This is a genomic window from Streptomyces sp. NPDC101194 (assembly GCF_044767885.1).
Lineage (GTDB): Bacteria > Actinomycetota > Actinomycetes > Streptomycetales > Streptomycetaceae > Streptomyces.
This window is the reverse complement of sequence record NZ_JBIWOS010000002.1, coordinates 1,183,206-1,205,135: the sequence shown is the minus strand read 5'-3', so window position 1 is coordinate 1,205,135 and position 21,930 is coordinate 1,183,206. Positions and strand designations below refer to the sequence as shown.

General features: G+C 70.7%; 23 protein-coding genes. 9 read left to right on the top strand and 14 right to left on the bottom strand.

Features of this window, described 5'->3' with window-relative positions; genetic code table 11:
* Positions 1 to 12 precede the first annotated feature (12 nt).
* Both ACIRP2_RS12205 and ACIRP2_RS12200 read right to left on the bottom strand, forming a co-directional pair.
* Positions 13 to 978 (bottom strand): zinc-binding dehydrogenase, encoded by a 966-nt coding sequence (locus tag ACIRP2_RS12205; protein WP_404249059.1) that lies wholly within the window; start codon positions 976 to 978, stop codon positions 13 to 15.
* A gap of 200 nt (positions 979 to 1,178) precedes the next feature.
* Positions 1,179 to 2,390 (bottom strand): NADP-dependent malic enzyme, encoded by a 1,212-nt coding sequence (locus tag ACIRP2_RS12200; RefSeq protein WP_404249057.1) that lies wholly within the window; start codon positions 2,388 to 2,390, stop codon positions 1,179 to 1,181.
* Between the two features lie 523 nt (positions 2,391 to 2,913).
* Between ACIRP2_RS12200 and ACIRP2_RS12195 the strand changes: the two genes are divergently transcribed.
* From ACIRP2_RS12195 to ACIRP2_RS12185, 3 genes are read left to right on the top strand one after another with little or no spacing between them, the layout of a single operon-like run.
* Complete coding sequence (locus ACIRP2_RS12195; RefSeq protein WP_404249055.1) at positions 2,914 to 3,861, top strand: ABC transporter substrate-binding protein; 948 nt, start codon at positions 2,914 to 2,916, stop codon at positions 3,859 to 3,861.
* 29 nt (positions 3,862 to 3,890) lie between these two features.
* Complete coding sequence (locus ACIRP2_RS12190; RefSeq protein ID WP_404249053.1) at positions 3,891 to 4,841, top strand: amino acid ABC transporter permease; 951 nt, start codon at positions 3,891 to 3,893, stop codon at positions 4,839 to 4,841.
* The gene (locus ACIRP2_RS12185) at positions 4,838 to 5,602 is read left to right on the top strand and encodes an amino acid ABC transporter ATP-binding protein (RefSeq protein ID WP_404249051.1); all 765 of its coding nucleotides are present in this window, start codon (positions 4,838 to 4,840) and stop codon (positions 5,600 to 5,602) included. Before ACIRP2_RS12190 ends, ACIRP2_RS12185 begins: the two co-directional genes overlap by 4 nt.
* Positions 5,603 to 5,667: 65 nt before the next feature.
* Here ACIRP2_RS12185 and ACIRP2_RS12180 read toward each other — a convergent pair whose 3' ends face one another.
* From ACIRP2_RS12180 to ACIRP2_RS12170, 3 genes are all read right to left on the bottom strand, one after another.
* Positions 5,668 to 6,438 (bottom strand): hypothetical protein, encoded by a 771-nt coding sequence (locus ACIRP2_RS12180; protein ID WP_404249049.1) that lies wholly within the window; start codon positions 6,436 to 6,438, stop codon positions 5,668 to 5,670.
* The gene (locus ACIRP2_RS12175; protein WP_404249047.1) at positions 6,435 to 6,923 is read right to left on the bottom strand and encodes a SigE family RNA polymerase sigma factor; all 489 of its coding nucleotides are present in this window, start codon (positions 6,921 to 6,923) and stop codon (positions 6,435 to 6,437) included. The genes ACIRP2_RS12180 and ACIRP2_RS12175 overlap by 4 nt, the downstream gene beginning before the upstream one ends.
* A gap of 147 nt (positions 6,924 to 7,070) precedes the next feature.
* Positions 7,071 to 7,832, bottom strand: coding sequence for a class I SAM-dependent methyltransferase (locus ACIRP2_RS12170; protein ID WP_404249045.1), 762 nt, complete (start codon positions 7,830 to 7,832; stop codon positions 7,071 to 7,073).
* 89 nt (positions 7,833 to 7,921) lie between these two features.
* On the opposite strand from ACIRP2_RS12170, the gene ACIRP2_RS12165 reads away from it, so the two are divergent.
* Positions 7,922 to 8,551, top strand: coding sequence for a CGNR zinc finger domain-containing protein (locus tag ACIRP2_RS12165; protein WP_404249043.1), 630 nt, complete (start codon positions 7,922 to 7,924; stop codon positions 8,549 to 8,551).
* Here ACIRP2_RS12165 and sodX read toward each other — a convergent pair.
* The gene (gene sodX / locus ACIRP2_RS12160; protein ID WP_404249041.1) at positions 8,455 to 8,970 is read right to left on the bottom strand and encodes a nickel-type superoxide dismutase maturation protease; all 516 of its coding nucleotides are present in this window, start codon (positions 8,968 to 8,970) and stop codon (positions 8,455 to 8,457) included. The genes ACIRP2_RS12165 and sodX overlap by 97 nt on opposite strands.
* Positions 8,971 to 9,093: 123 nt before the next feature.
* Between sodX and sodN the strand changes: the two genes are divergently transcribed.
* Positions 9,094 to 9,489, top strand: coding sequence for a superoxide dismutase, Ni (sodN, locus tag ACIRP2_RS12155; RefSeq protein ID WP_093899557.1), 396 nt, complete (start codon positions 9,094 to 9,096; stop codon positions 9,487 to 9,489).
* 258 nt (positions 9,490 to 9,747) lie between these two features.
* Here the strand turns inward: sodN and ACIRP2_RS12150 are convergent, their stop codons facing one another.
* From ACIRP2_RS12150 to ACIRP2_RS12140, 3 genes are all read right to left on the bottom strand, one after another.
* A complete protein-coding gene (locus ACIRP2_RS12150; RefSeq protein ID WP_404249039.1) occupies positions 9,748 to 10,023 on the bottom strand; it encodes a hypothetical protein in 276 nt (91 codons plus the stop codon).
* 51 nt (positions 10,024 to 10,074) lie between these two features.
* On the bottom strand, positions 10,075 to 11,601 hold the full coding sequence (locus ACIRP2_RS12145; RefSeq protein WP_404249037.1) for a hypothetical protein: 1,527 nt from the start codon (positions 11,599 to 11,601) through the stop codon (positions 10,075 to 10,077).
* 136 nt (positions 11,602 to 11,737) lie between these two features.
* Positions 11,738 to 12,655 (bottom strand): alpha/beta fold hydrolase, encoded by a 918-nt coding sequence (locus ACIRP2_RS12140; protein ID WP_404249035.1) that lies wholly within the window; start codon positions 12,653 to 12,655, stop codon positions 11,738 to 11,740.
* Positions 12,656 to 12,768: 113 nt separating this feature from the next.
* Here ACIRP2_RS12140 and ACIRP2_RS12135 point away from each other — a divergent pair, with 113 nt between their 5' ends.
* From ACIRP2_RS12135 to ACIRP2_RS12125, 3 genes are all read left to right on the top strand, one after another.
* On the top strand, positions 12,769 to 13,404 hold the full coding sequence (locus ACIRP2_RS12135) for a TetR/AcrR family transcriptional regulator (protein WP_404249033.1): 636 nt from the start codon (positions 12,769 to 12,771) through the stop codon (positions 13,402 to 13,404).
* Between the two features lie 330 nt (positions 13,405 to 13,734).
* Positions 13,735 to 14,304 carry a DinB family protein gene (locus ACIRP2_RS12130; protein ID WP_404249031.1) on the top strand — a complete coding sequence of 190 codons (570 nt, stop codon included), beginning with the start codon at positions 13,735 to 13,737 and terminating at the stop codon, positions 14,302 to 14,304.
* 905 nt (positions 14,305 to 15,209) lie between these two features.
* Positions 15,210 to 15,689 carry a VOC family protein gene (locus ACIRP2_RS12125; RefSeq protein WP_404249029.1) on the top strand — a complete coding sequence of 160 codons (480 nt, stop codon included), beginning with the start codon at positions 15,210 to 15,212 and terminating at the stop codon, positions 15,687 to 15,689.
* 99 nt (positions 15,690 to 15,788) lie between these two features.
* Here the strand turns inward: ACIRP2_RS12125 and ACIRP2_RS12120 are convergent, their stop codons facing one another.
* Positions 15,789 to 17,294, bottom strand: a complete 1,506-nt coding sequence (locus tag ACIRP2_RS12120) for an MFS transporter (protein WP_404249027.1) — start codon at positions 17,292 to 17,294, stop codon at positions 15,789 to 15,791.
* Positions 17,295 to 17,395: 101 nt separating this feature from the next.
* On the opposite strand from ACIRP2_RS12120, the gene ACIRP2_RS12115 reads away from it, so the two are divergent.
* Complete coding sequence (locus ACIRP2_RS12115) at positions 17,396 to 18,007, top strand: TetR/AcrR family transcriptional regulator (protein WP_404249025.1); 612 nt, start codon at positions 17,396 to 17,398, stop codon at positions 18,005 to 18,007.
* A 91-nt stretch (positions 18,008 to 18,098) separates the two neighbouring features.
* Here ACIRP2_RS12115 and ACIRP2_RS12110 read toward each other — a convergent pair whose 3' ends face one another.
* The 4 genes from ACIRP2_RS12110 to ACIRP2_RS12095 form a co-directional block, all read right to left on the bottom strand.
* Entirely contained in the window at positions 18,099 to 19,025 is a 927-nt protein-coding gene (locus tag ACIRP2_RS12110) for an NAD(P)H-binding protein (RefSeq protein ID WP_404249023.1), read from the bottom strand.
* Positions 19,022 to 19,381, bottom strand: coding sequence for a DUF952 domain-containing protein (locus ACIRP2_RS12105; protein WP_404249021.1), 360 nt, complete (start codon positions 19,379 to 19,381; stop codon positions 19,022 to 19,024). Before ACIRP2_RS12105 ends, ACIRP2_RS12110 begins: the two co-directional genes overlap by 4 nt.
* 424 nt (positions 19,382 to 19,805) lie before the next feature.
* A complete protein-coding gene (locus tag ACIRP2_RS12100) occupies positions 19,806 to 20,813 on the bottom strand; it encodes an NAD-dependent epimerase/dehydratase family protein (RefSeq protein WP_404249482.1) in 1,008 nt (335 codons plus the stop codon).
* A gap of 85 nt (positions 20,814 to 20,898) precedes the next feature.
* Entirely contained in the window at positions 20,899 to 21,852 is a 954-nt protein-coding gene (locus ACIRP2_RS12095; protein WP_404249019.1) for a LysR substrate-binding domain-containing protein, read from the bottom strand.
* Positions 21,853 to 21,930 lie beyond the last annotated feature (78 nt).

The following is a 21,930-nucleotide window of genomic DNA, read 5'->3' as shown; positions in this document are numbered from 1 at the left end:
ACCCCGCACACCTCAAGAGCAGGTGAGCACAATCTTTCCGAACTGACCGCCCGCTTCCAGCCGTTCGAAGCCCTCGCGGGCCCGGTCCAGGGGCAGCACCTCGTCGACGACGGGCCGCACTCCGGTGGTCGCACAGAACGCCAGCAGGTCCTCCAGCTCGTCCTTCGACCCCATGGTCGAGCCGACGACCTTCAGCTCCAGGAAGAAGATCCGGGTCAGCTCGGCGTGCGAGGGCCGGTCACCGCTGGTCGCACCCGAGATGACGAGCGTGCCGCCGGGCCGCAGCGACTTCACCGAGTGGGACCAGGTGGCGGCGCCGACCGTCTCGATGACCGCGTCGACGCGCTCCGGCAGCCGTGCGCCGGGCTCGTACGCCTCGATCGCACCGAGTTCGACGGCGCGTTTGCGCTTGGCCTCGTCGCGGCTGGTGGCATGGACCCGCAGCCCGGCCGCCCGGCCGAGCACGATCGCCGCGGTGGCGACGCCGCCGCCCGCGCCCTGGACGAGGACGGAATCGCCGGGACGCACCCCGGCGTTCGTGAAGAGCATCCGGTACGCGGTGAGCCAGGCGGTCGGCAGACAGGCGGCCTGTTCGAAGGTGAGCTCCTTCGGCTTGGGCAGCACGTTCCAGCTGGGGACGGTGACCTGCTCGGCGAAGGTGCCCTGGTAGCGCTCGGTGAGGATCGACCGGGGTTCCTTCGGGCCGACGCCGTGGCCCGTCTGCCCGATGACGGAGTGCAGGACGACCTCGTTGCCGTCCTCGTCGATCCCGGCGGCGTCACAGCCGAGGATCATCGGCAGCTTGTCCTCGGCGAGACCGACGCCGCGCAGGGACCAGAGGTCGTGATGGTTGAGGGAGGCGGCCCGGACGTCGACGGTGGTCCAGCCCGGTCGTGCCTCGGGGGCGGGGCGCTCACCCAGCTCGAGGCCGTTGAGGGGCTGGTCGCGGTCGATGCGGGATGCGTAGGCGGCGAACATGGCCTCGACGATAGGCCGGGGCACGGGCCGGCGTAACCGGCCGCGGGTGTGACGCGCACCGCGCGGGGTCCGCCGGGGTGTTCCGCCGCACCGGGCGACAACGGGCCACCGCGGCGACGGGGCGCGGGGCCGGGTACGGCCCCCGGTTGCGGGAGAAAGCGGGGCGGGGTGCGGGCGTACCCCGCGCCCCGCCCCGGACCTCAGCGCCGGGCCACGCCCTCCGCGCGGGCCGCCGCGGCCACGGCGGCCGTCACGGCCGGTGCCACCCGCTCGTCGAACGGCGACGGGATCACGTAGTCCGCCGCGAGCTCGTCGCCCACGACGTCCGCCAGCGCGTTCGCCGCGGCGATCTTCATGCCCTCGGTGATCCGGGAGGCACGGACCTGGAGGGCGCCCGCGAAGATACCGGGGAAGGCGAGCACGTTGTTGATCTGGTTCGGGAAGTCCGAACGCCCGGTCGCCACGACGGACGCGTACTTGTGCGCGATGTCGGGGTGGACCTCGGGGTTCGGGTTGGCCATGGCGAAGACGAACGCGCCGGGAGCCATCGACGCCACGGCCGCCTCGGGCACCGTGCCGCCGGAGACGCCGATGAAGACGTCCGCACCGGCCAGCGCGCTCTCCAGCGTCCCGGAGATCCCGGCCCGGTTGGTGAGCTCGGCCAGCTCGCGCTTGACGTCGGTCAGGTCCTGGCGGTCCCGGCTGACGACGCCCTTGCGGTCGGCCACGGCGACATCGCCGAGCCCTGCCTCCAGCAGGAACTTGGCGATGGCCACTCCGGCCGCGCCGGCGCCGGAGATGACGGCGCGCAAGTCGCCGAGGTTCCGGCCGGACAACTTCGCGGCGTTGCGCAGGGCCGCGAGCGTCACGACCGCGGTGCCGTGCTGGTCGTCGTGGAAGACCGGGATGTCGAGCCGCTCCTGCAGCCTGCGCTCGATCTCGAAGCAGCGCGGCGCCGAGATGTCCTCCAGGTTCACCCCGCCGAAGGAGGGCGCGAGGCGGACGACCGTCTCGACGATCTCGTCCGCGTCGGTGGTCGCGAGCGCGATCGGCACCGCGTCGACACCGCCGAACTGCTTGAAGAGGATCGCCTTGCCCTCCATCACCGGGAGGGAGGCCTCGGGGCCGATGTCTCCGAGACCGAGCACCGCGGTGCCGTCCGTCACGACGGCGACGACCTGCGATTTCCAGGTGTAGTCGTGGACCAGCTCGGGATTCTCGGCGATGGCGCTGCACACCTTGGCGACGCCAGGTGTGTACGCGAGGGACAGGTCGTCCTTGTCGCGGACGGGAACGGTGGCCTGCACGGCCATCTTGCCGCCGCGGTGCAGCGCGAAGGCCGGATCGAACGGCTCGTCGGTGGCGCTGTCGGTGGTGCTGTCGCTGCGAGGATTGACGATCTCCGCTGCCATGGTGTTGACCCCTTAAGTCTTCATCGTTTGAGGGTGGCCACTCCTGGTTGAGGAGGGGTGGGCGGGCACCGCGTACGTTCCCCGCGTCGGCGGTTGGCCCGCCCCGGCAGGGAGAGATACGTACGCGCGGACGCGCCGCACACGCGTCCTGAGCCCCGGATGAGGGGTGTAAAGGTCTTTTTTACCCGACGGACCGCGTGACCGACGAGTCCATCTCGACGCGGTGATGTGACTCATAGTCGAATATCTGGACAAGTCGGCCTACCGGCGAAATGGCGTCCACCAGTCGAGACGCGCCGCAGATCCTGCGGCGCGGAGATGAAATCCCCACAGATGGTCCGGCCTTGGTGTACCGGCCGCTTGAGGTTCGCAATCGCCCGTTACCCGATTTTGACATGACTGGCCCACTGTTTGGGCAAATTCGAATGGCAAGATGCCGTAATCGCACAGGGCGGCGACACCCGATGACGCGTGTCATTCACCGCCCGGCAACACAGCCCTCACCTGCCGGAGGAACCTGATCATGACCGCAAGCACCACCCGTCGTACGACCGCGAAGTCCCGGATTGCAGCGGTCTGCGCCATCGCGGTCGCCGGCACCTTGCTGCTGACCGCCTGCGGCGACCAGACCGACAAGGGCTCCAAGAGCTCCGACGCGGCGAAGGCCCCGCTCGCCGACCTCCTGCCGAAGGCGATCCAGGAGAAGGGCACCATCAGGGTCGGATCGGACATCGCCTATCCGCCGGTCGAGTTCAAGGACAAGTCCGGCAAGACGGTCGGCATCGACCCCGATCTGGGGGAGGCGCTCGGCAAGCAGCTGGGAGTGACCTTCGAATTCGAGAACGGCACCTTCGACACGCTGCTCACCGGTCTGCGTTCCAAGCGCTACGACCTCGCCATGTCGTCCATGACGGACACCAAGGACCGCCAGAACGGTGTCGACTCGGCCACGGGGAAGAAGGTCGGCGAGGGGGTCGATTTCGTCGACTACTTCACCGCCGGTGTCTCGATCTACACCAAGAAGGGGGACGACCAGGGCATCAAGACCTGGGCGGACCTCTGCGGCAAGAAGATCGTGGTCCAGCGCGGCACGGTCTCGCACGACCTCGCCAAGTCCGAGTCGAAGAAGTGTACGGGCGGCAGGACGATCGCCATGGAGGCGTTCGACAACGACCTGGAGGCCCAGACCCGGCTGCGCGGCGGTGGCGCCGACGCCGGCTCCTCCGACTTCCCGGTGGCCGCGTACGCGGTGAAGACCTCGGGCGGCGGCAACGACTTCCAGATCGTCGGCGAGCAGGTCCAGGCCGCCCCGTACGGCATCGCCGTGGCCAAGGGCAACGACCAGCTGACCAAGGCCGTCCAGGCGGCGCTGGACGCGATCATCAAGAACGGCGAGTACGGAAAGATCGTCGCCAAATGGGGCGTGGAGGCGGGCGCGGTCACCGAGGCCAAGCTCAACGGCGGATCCTGACCGGCGTCCAGAGCTGAAAGGCATCAGCTGTGACTGAAATCGAGAAGGCGGACCCGGCGGCCACTGCGCCGGCGCCCCCCGTACCTGCCGCAGGACCACAGACGATCAAGGCCATACCCGTCCGGCACTACGGCCGGTACGTCACCGCGGTCGTCGCGGTGGGGCTGCTCGCCCTGCTCGTCTACGCGTTCGCCCGCGGCAGGGTCAACTGGGGTGCCATCCCGGACTACTTCTTCGACGACCAGATCCTCACGGGCGTCAAGAACACCGTGATCATCACCGTGCTGGCGATGGTCCTCGGCGTGGTCCTGGGCATCGTCCTCGCGGTGATGCGGCTCTCCAAGAACCCGGTGACCTCCACCATCGCGTGGTTCTACATCTGGTTCTTCCGCGGCACGCCCGTCTACGTACAGCTCCTGGTCTGGTTCAACCTCGGCATCGTCTTCGAGTACATCAACCTCGGGCCGATCTACAAGGACGAGTGGTCGTCCTTCATGACGCCCTTCCTGTGCGCGTTGCTCGGCCTCGGCCTCAACGAGGCCGCGTACATGGCGGAGATCTGCCGGGCCGGCCTCCAGTCGGTCGACGAGGGGCAGACCGAGGCGGCACACGCGCTGGGCATGAGTCACGCCAAGACGCTGCGCCGGATCGTCGTCCCGCAGGCGATGCGCGTCATCGTGCCGCCGACGGGCAACGAGGTCATCAACATGCTCAAGACCTCGTCCCTGGCGGTGGCCGCCCAGTACACCGAACTGCTGAGGGCCACTCAGAACGTCTCGCAGACCTCGGGCGCCACGGTGGAGATGCTGTTCCTGGCAGCGGCCTGGTACATCATCCTGACCTCGGTGCTGAGCATCGGCCAGTACTACCTGGAGCGGTACTACGCACGAGGTTCGAGCCGCAGCCTGCCCCCGACCCCGATGCAGAAGGTCCGGGCGCAGCTGACGTCCCTGGGCCGCCCGAAGGGAGGCATGGCATGACCGCCGCCATGGTGAAGGCCGAGGGCGTCCACAAGTCCTTCGGCGCCGCGCACATCCTCAAAGGCATCGACCTGGAGGTCGCCCCGCGCGAGGTCTTCTGTCTGATCGGCCCGTCCGGTTCCGGCAAGTCGACCTTCCTGCGATGCATCAACCACCTGGAGCAGATCAACGCCGGACGGCTCTACGTCGACGGCGATCTGGTGGGCTACCGCCAGAAGGGCACCAAGCTCTACGAGCTCAAGGACAGCGAGGTCGCCCTGAAGCGCCGGGACATCGGCATGGTCTTCCAGCGCTTCAACCTCTTCCCCCACATGACGGCGATCGAGAACGTCATGGAGGCCCCGATCCAGGTCAAGGGCGAGTCCAAGGCCGTCGCGCGGGCGCGGGCCGAGCGGCTGCTGGACCGGGTGGGCCTGGCCGACAAGGCGAAGAACTACCCGTCCCAGCTCTCCGGCGGCCAGCAGCAGCGAGTGGCCATCGCCCGCGCCCTGGCCATGGAGCCGAAGCTGATGCTCTTCGACGAGCCGACGTCGGCGCTCGACCCGGAGCTGGTGGGCGACGTACTGGACGTCATGCGCGGGCTCGCGGAGGACGGCATGACGATGATCGTCGTGACCCATGAGATGGGCTTCGCCCGTGAGGTCGGCGATGCGCTGGTCTTCATGGACGACGGCGTGGTGGTCGAGTCGGGCCACCCGCGCGACGTGCTGACCGATCCTCAGCACGACCGCACGAAGTCCTTCCTGTCGAAGGTCCTCTAGCGCCGCGACCGGAACGCGCGAGGAGGGCGGTACGGACCGGGTCCGTTCCGCCCTCCTCGCGTGCGTCACCCCTTCTTCGGCAGCAGCTCCTGGCTGAGCAGCAGGCTCCGCAGCTGGGCACGGTTCAGTGGCGGGTTCTTGAGCAGCGGTCCCTGTGCCCGGTCGCCCGTGAACCCGGTGCTGTCCCGTACGGCCAGCACCCCGCCGTCCTTCAGGGTGAGACGCCCCACGAGCTCAGGCCCCCACTTGGGCGTGCCCGAGTAGTTCATGGGGTCCTTCCAGATCGTCAGCACGCGTCCGCCCGGGAGTTCCTCGCGTACGCAGTCGTCCGGGCGCGGCTCCCCGTTGACCGGTCGGCACAGATCGGCGGCCGGGTCCTGCCCGCCGAACTTCTCGCCGGCCTGCCGGCCGTTCAGGAAGCCGATGACGAGGTAGCCGACGCCGCCGTCCCGGCGTACGGAGAACTGCCCGTCCAGCGGTCCGTCCAGGTGTTCCCTGGCCTGCCCGGGGGTGGCGCCCTTGATGATGACGGCCAGCGAGACCCGTTCGACCTTCCCCACTCCCGCGGGGAGCAGCTCGACCAGCCGTTCCGCCCGGTCGTCGCCGCCCTTGATCTCGGCCGGGGCCGCCACCGGGGCGTTCTGCCTGTTCTCGCCCGAGGCCAGTCCCGGTACGGCCACCGCTCCCGCCGCGACCACGGCGAGTGCCGCGGCCGAGACGGTGAGCCGGCGCCGCAGACGTACCCGGGCGGCCCCGGCGTACACCGCCTGGGTGGAGATGACCGGTCGCCCCGCGTCCTCGGCGACCCGCCCCAGCAGCTCACGCACGTCGTTCATACGAATTCCTCCGCCATCTCGGCGCGCAGCGCCGCCAACCCCCGAGCCGCGTGGCTCTTGACCGTGTTCTCCCGCATACCGAGCAGTGCGGCCGTGGCCTCGACGCTCAGGTCTTCCCAGTAGCGCAGCACCAGTACGGCCCGCTGCTTGTCCGTGAGCCGGGCCAGGGCCGCCCGCACCGCGAGCCCGGTGTCCGTGTCGGGCGTGTGGCCCGCACGGTCGGGCAGTTCGCCGTACGCGTGCTCCCGCCGCCAGAACCGGCGGCGGGTCGCGATGAAGGTGTTGACCAGGGTCTTGCGGGCGTACGCCTCGATGTTGTCGAGCCGCCCGTGCCGTCGCCCGCCGAGCACCACTTTGACCAGCGTGGCCTGGACCAGGTCCTCGGCCTCGTGCCGGTCTCCGCACAGCAGGTACGCGCTGCGGAACAGCGCGGTACGCCTGCCCTCGACGAAGGCGTGCAGCGCGGCATCGTCATCGCTCCGCATCGTCGGCGCCCCTCTCCGGGTCCGCGGTTGCGGACCGTCTCACCCTTCCAGTGCGGCGGGACGCACGGCGGGTTGCAGCAGAGCGGAGAAAAAGAAAGGGGTGGTGCGGGTCCCGGCCCGTACCACCCCTTCCCGCGCGCGCTGCAGCTACTTCACCGCGAGCACCAGGGAGTCCGACGGGGAGGCCCAGACGGTCCGCGCCTCGCCGAACCCCGCCTCGCGCAGGGTGTCGGCGTGCCAGCGCACGGACGGCATGTCACCGTCCGCGTGCTCGCCGTAGATCCTGTACCGCTCGGCGGTCGGCCCGGCGAGGACCGGGTCCTTGGCCGCGAGAGCCCACCAGTCCGCCCAGTCGAGGGCGCCTTCGGCCTTCGCCCGGTCCATGGCCGCGTGCCGGTGGGCACGTTCGGCCGCGTTGATCCTGGGCGTCTCCGTGTCGATCATGTGATCGGCGTTCATGAACACCCCGCCGTCCCTGACGAGCCCACCGATCCGCCGGTAGAGCGCGGTGAGGGGTTCGGTGTGCAGCCAGTGCAGGGCGGTGGCGGTGAGGACCGCGTCGTACGAGTCGTACGGCAACTTCCCCGCCCAGTCGGGGTCCTTGAGGTCGGCGGTGACGAAGGTGACGCGTTCGTCGCCGTCGAAGTACCCGCGGGCGATGGCGAGCAGGGCCGGGTCGAGGTCGACGCCCGTGCTGGTGGCCTCCGGGAACCGCTTGAGGAGCCGGTCCGTAATACTTCCCGTACCGCATGCGAGATCGAGCACTCTCGGCCGGGGCCCCACCACGGCCTCGACCATGTCCAGCATCACCCGGAACCGCTCCTCACGGTCGGGCATGTACCACTCCTGCTGGCGGTCCCAGCTCTCCTGCCAGGCCGCCCAGTCAGTACCTGTTGTCGTCTCCGTCACGAGGAACCTCCATGTAATACCCTGGTACCGAGAAAGCCCATTACATCGCTCGCTGCATCGACTTTAGACCGACGCCGTAAGGACTACAAGTGGAACTGGCCTATTACTCGGACTATGCCGTGCGTCTGGTCAACACCGAGGAGCCCGCCCGCAACAAGGACTCCCTCACCTCCGTCGAGGCGGTCCGCGAGCTGTTCGGCGTCAACCGGCAGGCGGCCCGGCGGGCGGCCGACGCCGATGTGACCCGCTTCCGGTCCGTACGGGCACGGCTGCGCGCGGTCTTCGAGGCGGCCGACGGCGGTGACGAGACGCTCGCCGTCGACCTGCTCAACTCGCTACTGCTGGAGTTCCCCGTCAGCCCGCAGATCTCCGGGCACGACCTGCGCGACGAGGACGGCAAGCCGGACTGGCACATGCATCTGGCCGACCACCCGTCGAACGCGACGGCCGGGTACGCCGCCATCGCGGCGATGGGCCTCGCGTTCCATCTCACCTCCTACGGCGTGGACCGGCTCGGCCTGTGCGAGGCGGCGCCCTGCCGCAACGCCTACCTCGACACCTCGACCAACCGCTCCCGCCGCTACTGCTCGGACCGCTGTGCGACCCGCGCCAACGTGGCCGCCTACCGGGCCCGCAAACGCCTGGAGACCGAACGCGCCGCCGACACCGGCCGCAGCGCGGAGACCGCCCAGGTCACCACGGACCACAACGACCGCTGATCCTTCTTCAACGGCCGGTAGCGCGCCCGGACCCTGGCCAGCACGAACTCGTCGGGCACCGTCCCGTAATCCGTGCTGTCGCCACCCGCGAAGCTGTTGTCGGCCAGCACCCACCAGCCGCCCCGTCGGCGCTCGGCGGCCCGTTTGACGATCAGCAGGTCCTGCTGGAACGGATGGCGCAGAATCACCACGTCCCCGGGGCGCACCGGCGCCCCGTACTGCACGAGCAGCCAGTCCCCGTGATGCAGCGTGGGCACCATCGACGGCCCGGTCACCTCCACCACCTGGAACGGCACACGCCCGGCCAGCCCTCGTGCGGGCTGCTCCCGCGTCAGCTCCGGCACCTCCGGCACCTCCCGCATCTCTCCGGCACCTTCCCGGTCCATCCAGTACACCGTCCAGTACAGCGTTCCGTACATTCGGCCACTGGGCCCACTCCCACCCTGGACTTTTGGCCTAAGCCCATGGGGGCACCCACGAAAACCCTCCTCTCACGGAGTAATGTCCCACCTGAGAAGACGATCACGAGGAAGGACAGCTCAATGCTTTCCCGCCTGTTTGCCCCCAAGGTGAAGGTCAGCGCCCACTGCGACCTGCCCTGCGGCGTGTACGACCCGGCCCAGGCCCGCATCGAGGCGGAGTCGGTCAAGGCCGTCCAGGAGAAGTACCAGGCCAACGAGGACCCGCACTTCCGGGCCCGCGCGGTGGTCATCAAGGAGCAGCGCGCCGAGCTCGCCAAGCACCACGTCTCGGTGCTGTGGAGCGACTACTTCAAGCCCCCGCACTTCGAGAAGTACCCGGAGCTGCACCAGCTGGTCAACGACGCCCTGAAGGCGCTGTCGGCGGCGAAGGCCTCCACGGACCCGGCGACGGGCCAGAAGGCGCTGGACTACATCGCCCAGATCGACAAGATCTTCTGGGAGACCAAGAAGGCCTGACCCTGGCCCGGGCCGCCCGACCTTCCTTTCGTGGGTCGAATCGCCCACCCGACCGCACCCGGTCCGCGGGCCGCCGAACACGGCGTCCATGACGGACCGGGTGCGGTCTTCTGCGTACGTGCACATGGGGGCGTGGATCCGCGGCGTGACGACGGCGGACGCGTGACCGAGGACGGGCTGGGCCGCTTGATGCGCCGCCGCGGTGTTGAGGACGCAAGCGTGGGAGTGGCGCAGGCCGTGGGTCACCGTGCGGGGCGGCTAGACGGGCTCGCGGCCCTCGCGCTCGGCCGCCTCGCCCTCTGCGGCCCGGGGTGCGCGGCAGGCGCAGTTCCATTCGGCTTTCCGGCGAAGGAAGTTGAGGGGCTCTCCCCTCTCCGCCGTGAACAACCGCTCCTTGGAGGGGCGCGCGTCGACGTGCATGAGGAGAGCGCCGGTTCCGCCCTCGTCGACCGGGACGGTACGCAGGGACTCGGCGGTCTTCGGCGGGCCGCCCCTCCCGGACCGACCGCCGATATCGCTCCAGTGGACGGGCATGTCGCTCCGGTCGGCCTCGCATCCGGGCGAGGCCGACCGGCGAACCACGCTTCAGAAGCAGTTCCACTCTTCGCCGGGCAGCGAGTGCCACAGGTCGAGCCAGTCTTGGAGCAGGAAGAGCGGTCGGGTCAGGGCGACGTCGCCGGCCCGCTGGGACCGGATCACCAGGCCGAGGTCGGTGAAGACCGGATCGGCAGCGGGGCTGTACATCAGGCTGCCGGGCCGGGGCGCCGCGCGGTGGGCGAGCCAGTCCTCCACCTGGGAGGGCGCGCAGCCGGTCAGCGGGGCTGCGTCCAGTCTCACCTGGGGGCCGGTGAGTGCGTTCACGGCCACACACCCCAGGCGGCCGCCCCGGAAGAGGGTCCTGATCCCGCTCGCGTCGAAGTCGGCGAAGTTCAGCCGGTGGTCCTCACCGTGAGGGGAGCAGGACGAACCGGTCGGTCGTTCGCCGAGGGCGCTGGTGATCTCCTCCAAGGTCATCCCGAAGTGCAGCGGGCCGACCCCTATGTACGGCGTGAACGTCCACTCGGAGCGCTCCTCGCCCCTGGCGATCCGCCACGGGCCCTCGTACCCCGCCTCGCTCCCCGGGGCGGCCACAGGCGGCTCGGGTGCCGGCTCCTGCGGGACGGCCGCCCGCGCAGGTGGGGTCCGGCCTGCACGCCGGCGGCCGGACCGTTCCAGGGCCGCGGTGTCCTCGGGTTGCTCTTCCAGCCAGTGGATCGCCTGTTCCTGGCCTTCCTCGAACGGGTCGTCCGCCAAAGCGCGTGCCCGGTCCAGGGCCGCACGGTGCTCCTCTTCCGCGGCGACGAGACCGGTGACGTCCTCGCCCCAGGCCGCCAGCCGTTCCCGGGCGATCCACCGGTAGTGCGAGTCCACGCTCGCGGAAAGGATCGCGCGAACGGCGGGCGCGTAGCGGGGTATGGACGAGGCGAGGACGGGGTCGGCCATGAGCAGGGCGGTGGCCGCGAGCGCGGCCTCCCTCACCTGCGGATCGTCGTCGTCGCAGAAATCCGCGATGCGGTCGTGGAGCATCGGCCGTACCGCACGGGCAGCGGCCAGATCCTGCGCCGTGCCGGCACCGTCCTCGACGTCCAGGCGGGCGATGTCGGCGAATGAGGCCAGCCAGTTCAGCAGTTCGGCGCGCAGCGGCCGCCGGCCTGCCCTGCGCTCCCACCGGTCTTCGGCGAGAGTGCGCGGATCGTCGAGAAGACGAGCGACGACCGAGGCCGCCGGAGCGGTTGCCGGAAACACGCGCTCCTGATTGAGGAGCAGCCGGTAGAGGTCCCCCACCGCCCGAACCCGGCGGCCCGGATCGGCGGAGAGCACATCGATGAGGACGTCCGGCGTATCGGGCACATTGTGTCGACCTGTACAGAAGTGCGGCAGTTCCTCCCAGGCGGTCCCGGCGAGCTCCGCCCGAGCTGTGGGCGGCAGGTGGTCGACACAAGCACCAGGAAGGTCTGCGGTTGTCTCGTTGATCACGGCCGCAGTGTTCCAGCCGCCTCCGACACCGGCGGCGCCGATGAGAATCCCCATCACGTCGTCGTCGATCCGGACGGCGGGGGCGTCGACGCTCACGGGTCCGACGGCGCCGGCCGGCTTGTCAGGACGACATCGCCGTGCTCTCGGCCGCCCAGGCACACCGTGTTCGTGGCGGAGATCCTCATGATGCGGCGACGAGAGCCGTTCCTCGGGCCCCCGGATGCGGGGACCGTCAGTCCATGGAGTCCATGAAGCTCAGCATGCGGCGGTTGATCTCGTCCGCGTGGTCGATCTGGGGTCCGTGGCCGGTGTCGGAGATGATTTCGGCTCGTGCGCTCGGTATCAGGCGTGGGACGCGCTCGACCTGCCTGTGCGGGTGCACGAGAAGGCTTCGCTTGCCGAGCGCCAGGTAGAGCGGGGTGTGGATGGTGGACAGTTCGTCCTCGGACAGAGGCAGCGGGGCGGGACGGCGTATGCGGTAGGCGCGAACGCCCAGCCTGATCATGGTGCGCAGCTCCGGCACGACGAGGACCGGCTGTTCCAGCCACGCCGCCAATCGCGGGCGCAGCGTCTTGGGCGCGGAGGTCGCGAACAGGCTGGCGAAGATCCATACGAAGAAGCGCAAACCCACTTTCTCCAGGCCGCCGGGATCGAGGAGTGTGACCGAGGCGAGGCGGTCGGGCCTGCGGTGGGCCTGGTTCAGAGCGAGCCATCCGCCGTAGGAGGAGCCGACCAGGTGCACTCGTTCGAGCCCCAGCTCTGCAAGTGTCTCGTCCAGCCACTGCGCGGCGCGTTCGGGGCGATGGATGGGTTCACGCTGGAGGCTGCGGCCGGGATCGCCCGGGGTGTCGATCGCGTAGACCGGGCGGGCGGCGCTGAGGGCGGGGGTGTTCGGGTACCACATGGCGGAGCAGGAGCCTGCTCCGTGCACCAGGACGACGGGGGTGCGCGACTGGGCGGCCGGGTCCGTGGGGCCGTACCGGTAGACATGCGTGGTGCCGAAGGACGTCTCCACGTCCGTTTCCGCGAGAGCGGGAGCTCCCAGCCCATAGACCGCATCACAGGCCGCGAAGTAGCGATCGCGCCAGGCATCGCTCACATAGCGGCCGACATCGGCCTGGGTGCGGGTCTCGGTCCGGGACACGTCCACCTCCGGGTGTCGATTCTTTATGGTACGAACGTATCACGATGATGGTACGGCCGTACCATCAAGGTGGGTGGGAGGTACCCGTCCAGCGAGAACAGTGAGCGGAGGGGCGGTCGATGCCCAAGCGTGTGGACCACACAGAGCGGCGTACCGAGATCGCCGAGGCGCTCCTTCGGGTGGCGGCGCGTCGCGGGCTGCATGCCGTGGGCATGCGCGATGTGGCGGCGGAGGCGGGCGTCTCGCTGCGGCTGGTGCAGTACTACTTCGAGACCAAGGAGAAGCTGCTGCTCTACGGGCTGCAGCATCTGGCCGAGAGGTTCGGGGAGCGGGTCGCCGCCCGGGTCCGGGGCGCCGGCCACCGACCGGGACCGCGCGCGATGATCGAGGCGATACTGACGGCGGCATTGCCGACCGACGAGGAGAGCCGCACCTTCCATCTCGTCTTCACCTCGTACGCCGTTCTGTCCGTCACCGACAAGGTGCTCGCCACCCAGCCCTTCATCACGAACCCCGATGCCGCCGAGAGCACCCTCGTCGCTCTCCTCCGGCAGGCAGAGGAGGGCGGTCTCATTCAGCCCGGCGTGGACGCGCACCTGGAAGCCGTCAGCCTGCTCGCCATGTCCGCAGGACTCGGCACCAGCATCCTTGTCGGCCAGCGCACCCCGGAATCGGCCACCAGAGTTCTGGACCACCACCTGGACCGAATCTTCCGAGACGACCCTGTCGACACGGGGACGCGGACGCAGGAGTGACGTCTTCCCGGAACAACGCCGGTGCGCTTGCCGACCGGCCCGGTGCGCGCCCATGGCTGTTCCATCGGCCCCGGGGCCGGTTCCGCAGGGGCGACGTTGCAGGCGGGTTCGGCGGATCGCCGGGTCCACTGTCCATGGGTTCGCCGTTCGTCAGCGACACCTCGATCCGGCGAGTTCACTGCGCCGCGCCCCGTCCTGCGGCTCGCCGGTGCGGGCGCGGATCCGCGGCGTGACGGCGGCGGACCCGTGACCGAGGACCGAGACCGACCTGCTGGACGCCCGCACGCCGATGAGAAACGCACTGGCCGACTCGGGCCCTCGCGGCCCAACATGACACGCATGAGCGACACGCCCGCACGCTGGAGCCCGGCAACCGTCCACCCCGACATGTGGGTCGATCCGGACGACGACCCCCGCCACAACGAAGGAGGCGGCTCGGACGGTGAGTTGGCGACGCTGCAGGACTTCCTGACGAACTACCGGCTGACCCTGCGGATGAAGTGCCAGGGCCTGGACGCGGAGCAACTGGCCCGTCGGTCGGTTCCGCCGTCGACGATGTCATTGCTCGGCCTGGTTCGGCACCTCGCCGAGGTGGAACGGGACTGGCGCAACTGGATCAGCGACGGTGATCCGCTGCCGAAGCTGTACGGCAAGCGCGACGCGGACTTCGACGGCGCCGTCGCCGAGCAGGCCGAGGTCGACACCGCGTACTCGGACCTGGAGCGCGAGCAGGCCGCGACCGATGCCGCGCTGGCCGAGCACCCGGATCTGGGCGAGCGTGTGGGGAAGGACCGGATTGCGGTGCGGGAGCTGATGGTTCACCGGATCGACGAGTATGCCCGTCACTGCGGGCACGCCGACCTGCTGCGCGAGTGCGTCGACGGAAGGGTGGGCCAGTGAGGTTCCCCCGGAGAGGACCGTCTCCGGGGCTTGCCGAGGACGAGGGTGGGGCTCCTGCACCTGCTCCGTGAACGAGCTCGCCGGTCCACGGGCCGGCGGCCACGATAGGCGCCGCCCCGGGACTCTCCGACGGCACCCTGGGCATCGGCAGTCGTGCGACCGTGTCCGAAGTCGGTTGCGGGGACGCGGGGTTGCTGGAGTGCCTGGCGCGAATGGTGCCGGGCGGCCGCGCGCTGCGCGAGGGGCCGCCGAGGACGGCACCGGGAACGGCCCGGCGGGCCGGGCTGTCCGGGCCGTTCGCACGGCATCGGCCAACGGCTGCGGGACCGGCGGGATTCGAACCCGCGGACGGGGAGGGCAGGTCCGCCCGAACCCCCTCGGTCGACATGCGGAGGACCTCCCGCACGCCGATTGCAATGGGCCGCTCTGCCACGGCTCCCGCAACCTGCGGGACCGCGCGGTCCCGTTCCGAGGAGCCTAGGGTCAACTCCCTTCGGAGAACAGCCGTTTGTTGGGGGCGAGAACCGGGCGGCCGCCACGGCCCGCACCGTCACCAAGGACGCGCCGGCCCTCGTCCGATACGGGGGGGCGATCGTGCCGGTCCGTTCGCCTGCTGCGATGCTGTCGGTCGCCGTCCGTGCGGCCGCCGCCTTCGTCGCCGGTCGCGCCCGCCGCACCCACCGGGACCATATGGAGCCGGACGGGACCGATTCCCCTCTTCGTGGACGGAGGCCGGGATCGATCCCGGCCCGGACCGGACGCGCACCGATCCGTGGCTGTCGGCCGTCGACCGGGGTGTCACCGATACCCCACATGTGACCGATGAGTTTCCGGGGCGGGATCAGTCGGTATGGGTGGACATGCGCGCAGCACGGACAGACATGCGCTCACGACAGGAGACAGCGATGACCACCGAGGGCTTCACCACATGTCTGTGGTTCGACGGACAGGCAGAGGAGGCTGCGGAGTACTACCTCACGGTCTTCAAGAACTCCCGCCTCGGCAGGATCGGCCGCTACACCGAAGCGGGCCCCGGGCCCGCCGGGTCGGCGATGGCGGTCGAGTTCGAGATCAACGGCCAGAAGTTCGTCGGGCTGAACGGCGGACCGCAGTTCACCTTCAACGAGTCCATCTCGTTCCAGATCCACTGCGCGGACCAGGACGAGGTGGACTACTACTGGAGCAGCCTCACCGACGGTGGCGAAGAGGGGCCCTGCGGCTGGCTGAAGGACAGGTACGGCGTCTCCTGGCAGGTCGTCCCCGACGCGCTGATCGATCTGATCGGCGACCGGGACGCGACGAAGGCCGCCCGGACCACCGCGGCGATGATGGCCATGAAGAAGCTGGACATCGCCGCGCTGCGAAAAGCGCACGACCAGGGCTGACAGAGCGGAGAAGCCGGACGGGAACCGATCCGTCCGGCATCCTCGCACCACCGCGGGAACCCACGAAGCAGGCCCGTGTCGCCGCGGAGGCGTCCCGCGTCACCGCCGCGAGCCGACCCTCGTCCGACGGGGGCCGAGGAAGGCTCCCGCCAGCAGCGCGCCGGCCAGCACCAGGACCGAGTCGACCAGGATCGCGACCGAGACACCCGACAGGACACCTTCGGGTCCGGTGTCGCCGAGGAAGGACATCCGGGCGGTGGCGACGGCGCTCATCACCGGGATGCCCATGGTGATGCCGACCTGCTGGGTCATGGTGGCGAGGCCGGTCGCCAGGCCCTGTTCCTCGTCGGGGAGCCCGGAGGTCGCGGTGACCATGAAGCCGACGATCATCAGCATGTTGCCGATGCCGCCGATGAACGTGGCCACCAGCAGGAGCCAGATCCATGACCCCGACGTTCCGAGCGCCACCAGGCAAAGGGTGGCGGCGGCCTGGACGATGCCACCCGTGACGATGGTCGCCCGGCTGCCGAACCGACCGACCGCGCGACCGCCGGACGCGCCGCCGATCACGGTGCCGATGCCCAGGACACCGAAGGCGAGACCGGTGGCGAGCGGCGAGTAGCCGAGAACCTCCTGCAGATAGAGGGTGAGCAGGAAGACCAGTGAGGTCTCGGTGACGAAGGCGATCAGGCCGGCGGTGTTGCCCCAGATGACACTGCTCCGCTTCAGGATGCGCACGGGAACCAGTGGCGCGGCGGCCCTCTTCTCCACGTGCCAGAAGCCCACGAGGAGCACGAGACCCGCGAGGAGTGCGGCCAGGGTGGTGGGCGTGGTCCAGCCGGACTCACCTGCCCGGGTCAGTCCGTAGACGAGCAGGAGCAGCCCACCGGTGACGGTCACGGCTCCGGGGACGTCGAGCCGGGGACGGTTCGCAGGGCGCGAGTCGGTGATGACGGCGGGGGCGAGGGCCACCACCAGGGCGGCCACCGGCACGTTGACGAAGAAGGCCCAGCGCCAGGAGAGCAGATCGGTGAGCAGCCCACCGAGGATGGCCCCGGCGGTGAATCCGGCGGACATCAGAGCGCCGTTGAGACCCAGCGCACGTTCCCGCAGCGGGCCCTCCTTGAAGGCGGTGGTCAGCAGGGCGAGTCCGGCCGGGGTGACCGCGGCCGTGGCGAGCCCCTGCAACACCCGTGCGGTGAGCAGGACTTCGGGCGAGGTGGCGAGTCCGCCCAGGGCGGAGGAGAGACCGAGGACGACCATGCCGCCCAGGAACAGCCGCCTGCGGCCGACGAGGTCGGCGACCCGGCCGAACAACAGGGTGAATCCGGCGGCGGCGAGCGCGAAAGCGGTGGCGATCCACTGCAGGCGGGAGAGCGGGAAGCCGAGGCCCTCGCCGACGACGGGCAGCGCGACGTTCAGGATCGAGAAGTCCACGGCGATCATGAACTGGGCGCCGAGAAGGAGAGTCAGGACGAGCTTCTGCCGTCCGGTCATACGGATCTCCGCGTGCGGGGCGACGACCGGAGCGGCGATGCCGGTGACGCCGCCAACACCTGTGGCGTCGGTGGCGTCGGGCGATGGTGCGTGACTGGGTGCGGACATGATGGCCCTTCCTCGACGAGAGGCGTAATGGGGCAGCGGTTCCGTTAAGATGAGAGTCACGGTAACAGAGTCGGACCAACTAATGGAACTGGAGACCCGTTATGAAGCCCGAGGATGCGGAACCCGGCACCGTCCGACCCGGCGGCCGTACCGCCCGGGTACGCGAATCCGTCCTGCGGGCCGCGGGCGACGCCCTGGCCGAGCACGGCTTCGACGGCCTGGACCTCGCCGATGTCGCGCGCCGCGCGGAAGTCGGCAAAACCACCGTCTACCGGCGCTGGTCCACCCCCACCGGCCTGATCGCGGACCTGCTCCACGACATGGCCGAGCAGTCCTCACCCCGTACGGACACGGGTTCCTTGGCCGGGGACCTCAGGGCCAACGCCCGGCTGGTGGTCACCACCCTCACCGATCCGCGCCAGGGTGCCCTGTTCAAGTCCGTGATCGCGGCGGCGACCTGCGATCCGCGCACCGCGGAGGCGCTGCACCGCTTCTACGCGATCCGCGTCAAGGAGTGGTCCGGCTGTGTCACCGACGCCGTCGGCCGCGGCGAACTGCCCGCGGGCACGGACCCGGACGAGGTGATCCGCGCCGTGTCGGCCCCCCTCTACTACCGGTTGCTGGCCAGCGGCGACCCGCTCGACGAGGCGGCGGCGGACCGCGCCGCCGAAGCCGCGGTCGCGGCGGCGCGGGCGGGCGCGTACGTGAGGTGAGGGGCGGCCGGCCCCGCGGGCGCGTGGACAGGCCGCCCCGTGGTGGCCGGCGTCCGGGCGTCGCCCGCCGCGCACCCGGCCCGTCCGGGGCTCAGTCCGTCTTCAGCAGATGCCGGTAGCTTTCCGGATTCTCCCCGAGATACGTGGCCAGGCTCGTCGCCGGATGCCCGGTGAGGTGCGGTACGGCGTCCGAGACCGTGGACATCTCGCCTGCGGCGATGGCCTCGTACGACGTCACCCAGCCGGCCACCTCCCAGTCCTCGGCCCCGTACCGGGCCCGTGAGGCGTAGGCCTCCTCACGGGTCTCGGGTACGTAGGTGACGGTCCGTCCACTGGCCCGGCCGATCTCCTCGGCCGCTTCGGCGAGCGTGAACGCCTCGGGGCCCGTGAGGTCGTACGTGACCCCGTCGTGCCGGGTGCTGTCGCTCTCGGTGTCGGCCAGCAGCACGGCGGTCGCGGCGTCCGCGATGTCCTCGTGCCCCACCGCCGCCACCCGGCCGTCACCGCCCGGACCGCGCAGCACCCCGTCGGCACCGGTCATCGCCGGGAGCCCCGCGAGGTACAGATTGTCGCGCAGGAAGGTGTAACGGACCTCGGCGACCCGGATGTGCGCCTCGGTGTGCCAGTGGTCCCTGGCGAAGGTGAACGTCGCTTCCGGCGCGGCGCCGACGAAGGAGACGTAGACGATGCGTTCGACGCCCGCGGCGACCGCCGCGTCCACCGCAGTCGTGTGCCGGCGCACCCGGTCGGGGCTCTCGTGCGCCGATACGAGGAACAGGGTGTGTGCCCCGGCGAGGGCGCGGCGCATGGCTTCCCCGTCGCCGTAGGGGGCGGGCGGCGCGGTGGCGGCGCCGGGCAGCTCGGGCAGCCGGGACGGGTCGCGGCCGAGGAGTCGCACGGGCACCCCGGCTCGTGCGAGGCGCCGTGCGACACGGCCGCCGACCGCACCGCTCGCGCCGGTGACGGCGACGATGGGAGCGCTGATGCCCGCCGGGCCGGTGGGGGGTGCGGGGTTCATACGGGGTCGCCTTCCTTGCGGAGCCAGGGGCGCACCTCCACGACCGCGTCCACCGGGACGGGTCCGTAGATGTGCGGGAACTCCTCGCCGCCGGGCGCGACGGACTCGTACCGTACGGGTGCCGGGAGCCGGGCGGGGTCGATGACGAGGACCACCAGATCCTGGTCACCGGCCCCGGCCCGGTTCCCGGCGCCGTACAGCATCTCGGCCACGCCGTCGAGCTGGTGCGGCAGCGAGCAGTGGATGAAGCCCTCTTCGTGCAGGGTGCGGCCGCGGGTGGACATCTCGTACGTCCCGATCCCGCGGGCCGCCTCCCACAAGGGGCGTTCGGTGAGGTGCAGCAACAGTTCGGCCATGGGCCAAAGTTAAGGGCTGTCCCGTGATCCCCGGTGGATCAGCGCGCGGCGTCGGATGCGGTGCCGCGCAAGGCGAAGGAACGTCCGCACCCTGGATGCATGCGGTTGGTACCGCTCGTCGCGAGCGTCGTCACGCTCGACCGGTTGCCGACCGGCACGCCGCCCTGGACCGGCCGGTGCCCTTCAACCAGAACTCGGTGGCGCGGGGAGGTTCCACATCCGGTGTCCGCGGAGTCCGGCCCGCGGCGGCAAGCCCATCGGCGTGCCGATGTCGCGACTGCTGCCGTGGCCGTGGACCAGCACGGTCGCGCCGTCCGGAATGCCGTTGGACGTGGGTCGCCGCGGTCAGGTCGCCGCCCAGGGGCGGAGACCGCGTCGTGGCAGGCCGCGGCGCGTCGGCGCGAGCCACGTGGGCGGGCGTGCGTCAATCCGTGCCCGCCAGCAGTTCGGCCTCCACCCGCGGGTCCAGGCCGACCGGGGCCCGGTCCGGCCGTCGCGGGGCCACGCCGCCCAGCTCGCCCAGCCACCTCCAGGTGTCGTCGACCGTCTCCTCGACCGGTCGGCAGCGCAGACCGGCCGCGTGGGCCTTGCTGACATCGCCCCGGTGCAAGGTGTCGTACAACTCGCCCGGCGGCAGCCAGACCGGCAGATCGCTCCAGGGCTCCACCCCTGCCGCCAGGATGGTCTCCGCGGGGATCCAGCGGAGTTCCGCACCGGAGCCGGTGGCGCGTACACAGGCTTCCAGCAGCTGACCCATCGTCGCGTGACCGGGTCGGCTGACCAGGTTGTACGGCCCGTGCAGACCGGCGCGGCCGGCGTCCAGGAGCCAGTCGGCGAGGTCGCGGGCGTCGATGTACTGGAGCATCAGGTCGGGCGTTCCCGGGGCCAGTACGGGTCCGCCGCGGGCGATCCGCAGCAGCCACCAGGGCAGCCTGCCGATGTTCTCCCCCGGCCCCAGGATCAGCCCCGCCCGGACCAGGAGTGCGCGGTCCCCGAAGGCGTCGAGCGCGGCCAGTTCCCCGCCGCGTTTGGCGAGCGCGTACGGGACGTCCCCACCGGCGTCGGGCGAGGCGCCGGTCACCAGTGGCCCCTCCTCGGACAGACCGGCCGGGGCCGGGTGGTCGTACACGGAACGGCTGGAGACGTACGCGTACCGGTCGGCCCGGCCGGCCAGCAGACGGGCCGCGTCCCGTACGGCCGCAGGGGCACCGCTCCAGGTGTCGACGACCAGGTCCCAGGCATCTGCGCCCGCACCCTGACCGGCGGACCCGGCCAGCGCGGCGAGGCCGCCTTCGGCGGTGCGGTCGCCGAGCAGTTCCGTCACACCCGGCGGGGGCGCGTGACGGCCCCGGTGGAACACCGTCACGTCCCAGCCGCGCGCGAGCGCCGCCTCGGTGACGGCGCGGCCGACGAATTCCGTTCCGCCCAGCATCAGAAGCCTCATGCAACCCGACGATGCCCGCCAAACGCACGGACCGGACCGTTTCTCGCTCTCGGCGGAATCGGACAGCGATCCGTCACGGCGTACGGGCGAGCGGACTGCGGTTGCGCAGCAGCCACTGGTGGTACCCGGCCGCGCGCTGGGCCGCCTCCCGGTAGGCCGCCTCCAGCTCCGCGTACACCGCCGCCATGTCGGCGCCCGGCCGGGACACCAGCAGCAGCCGCACCGCGAGGGGGTCGTCGCGCAACGGCCGGATCGCCATGTCGTCGCGCGGTCCGGAGGTGGGCTGGCAGGGGGCGACCGCTTCGCCGAGCACGACCAGGGACGCGGCGGTGAGGTAGTCGCCGTGCAGAACCGTGGGCGCGAGTCCGGCCGCGCCGAACACCCGGCGCAGCCCGTCCCATTCGCCGTCGACGGTGGGGTCGACCATCCATCGGTCGGCGGCCAGGTCCCCGAGGTCGACCACGGGCCGGGCGGCGGCCGGATGATCCCGGGCCATGCAGATGAACTGCGGTTCACGGTCCAGGAGCACGCGCTGCACCAGGCCCTTCGGGACGGTCAGCGGGCAGCCCTCGACCTCGTGCACGAAGGCGACGTCGAGCCCGCCCGCCTCGACCGTGCGCAGCAGCGCGCTGGCCGATACGTCGACCCTCAGCGAGATGTCCGTGTCGGGCAGCCGGTGCCGCAGCCTGCGCAGCCAGCCGCCGATGACCCGGCTGGCGGTGCAGCCGATGCGCAGCCGCGGGCCGGAGGCGCGCACCGCGTCGGCCTCCGCCTTCGCGTCGCTGACCAGAGCGGTCATCCCGTCGACCAGGGGGCGGGCCCGGCTGAGGACGGCACGGCCGAGCAACGTCGGCCGGCAGCCGGTCCGTTCCCGGCGGAACAGCTCCGCGCCCAGAGCGTTCTCGATCCGGCGCAGCTGGGTGGTCAGGGAGGGCTGACTCACGCCCAGCGTGCGGGCCGCTCGGTGCAGGCTGCCCGTGTCGGCGATGGCGCACAGCGCCCTGAGGTGTCTCACCTCAAGCTCCATGCCGTCGAGCCTAGGGCGGCGGGCGGCCGACGCACCAGACGCCGCAATCCCATCAAAACCCTTTAATTCAGCGGGAGT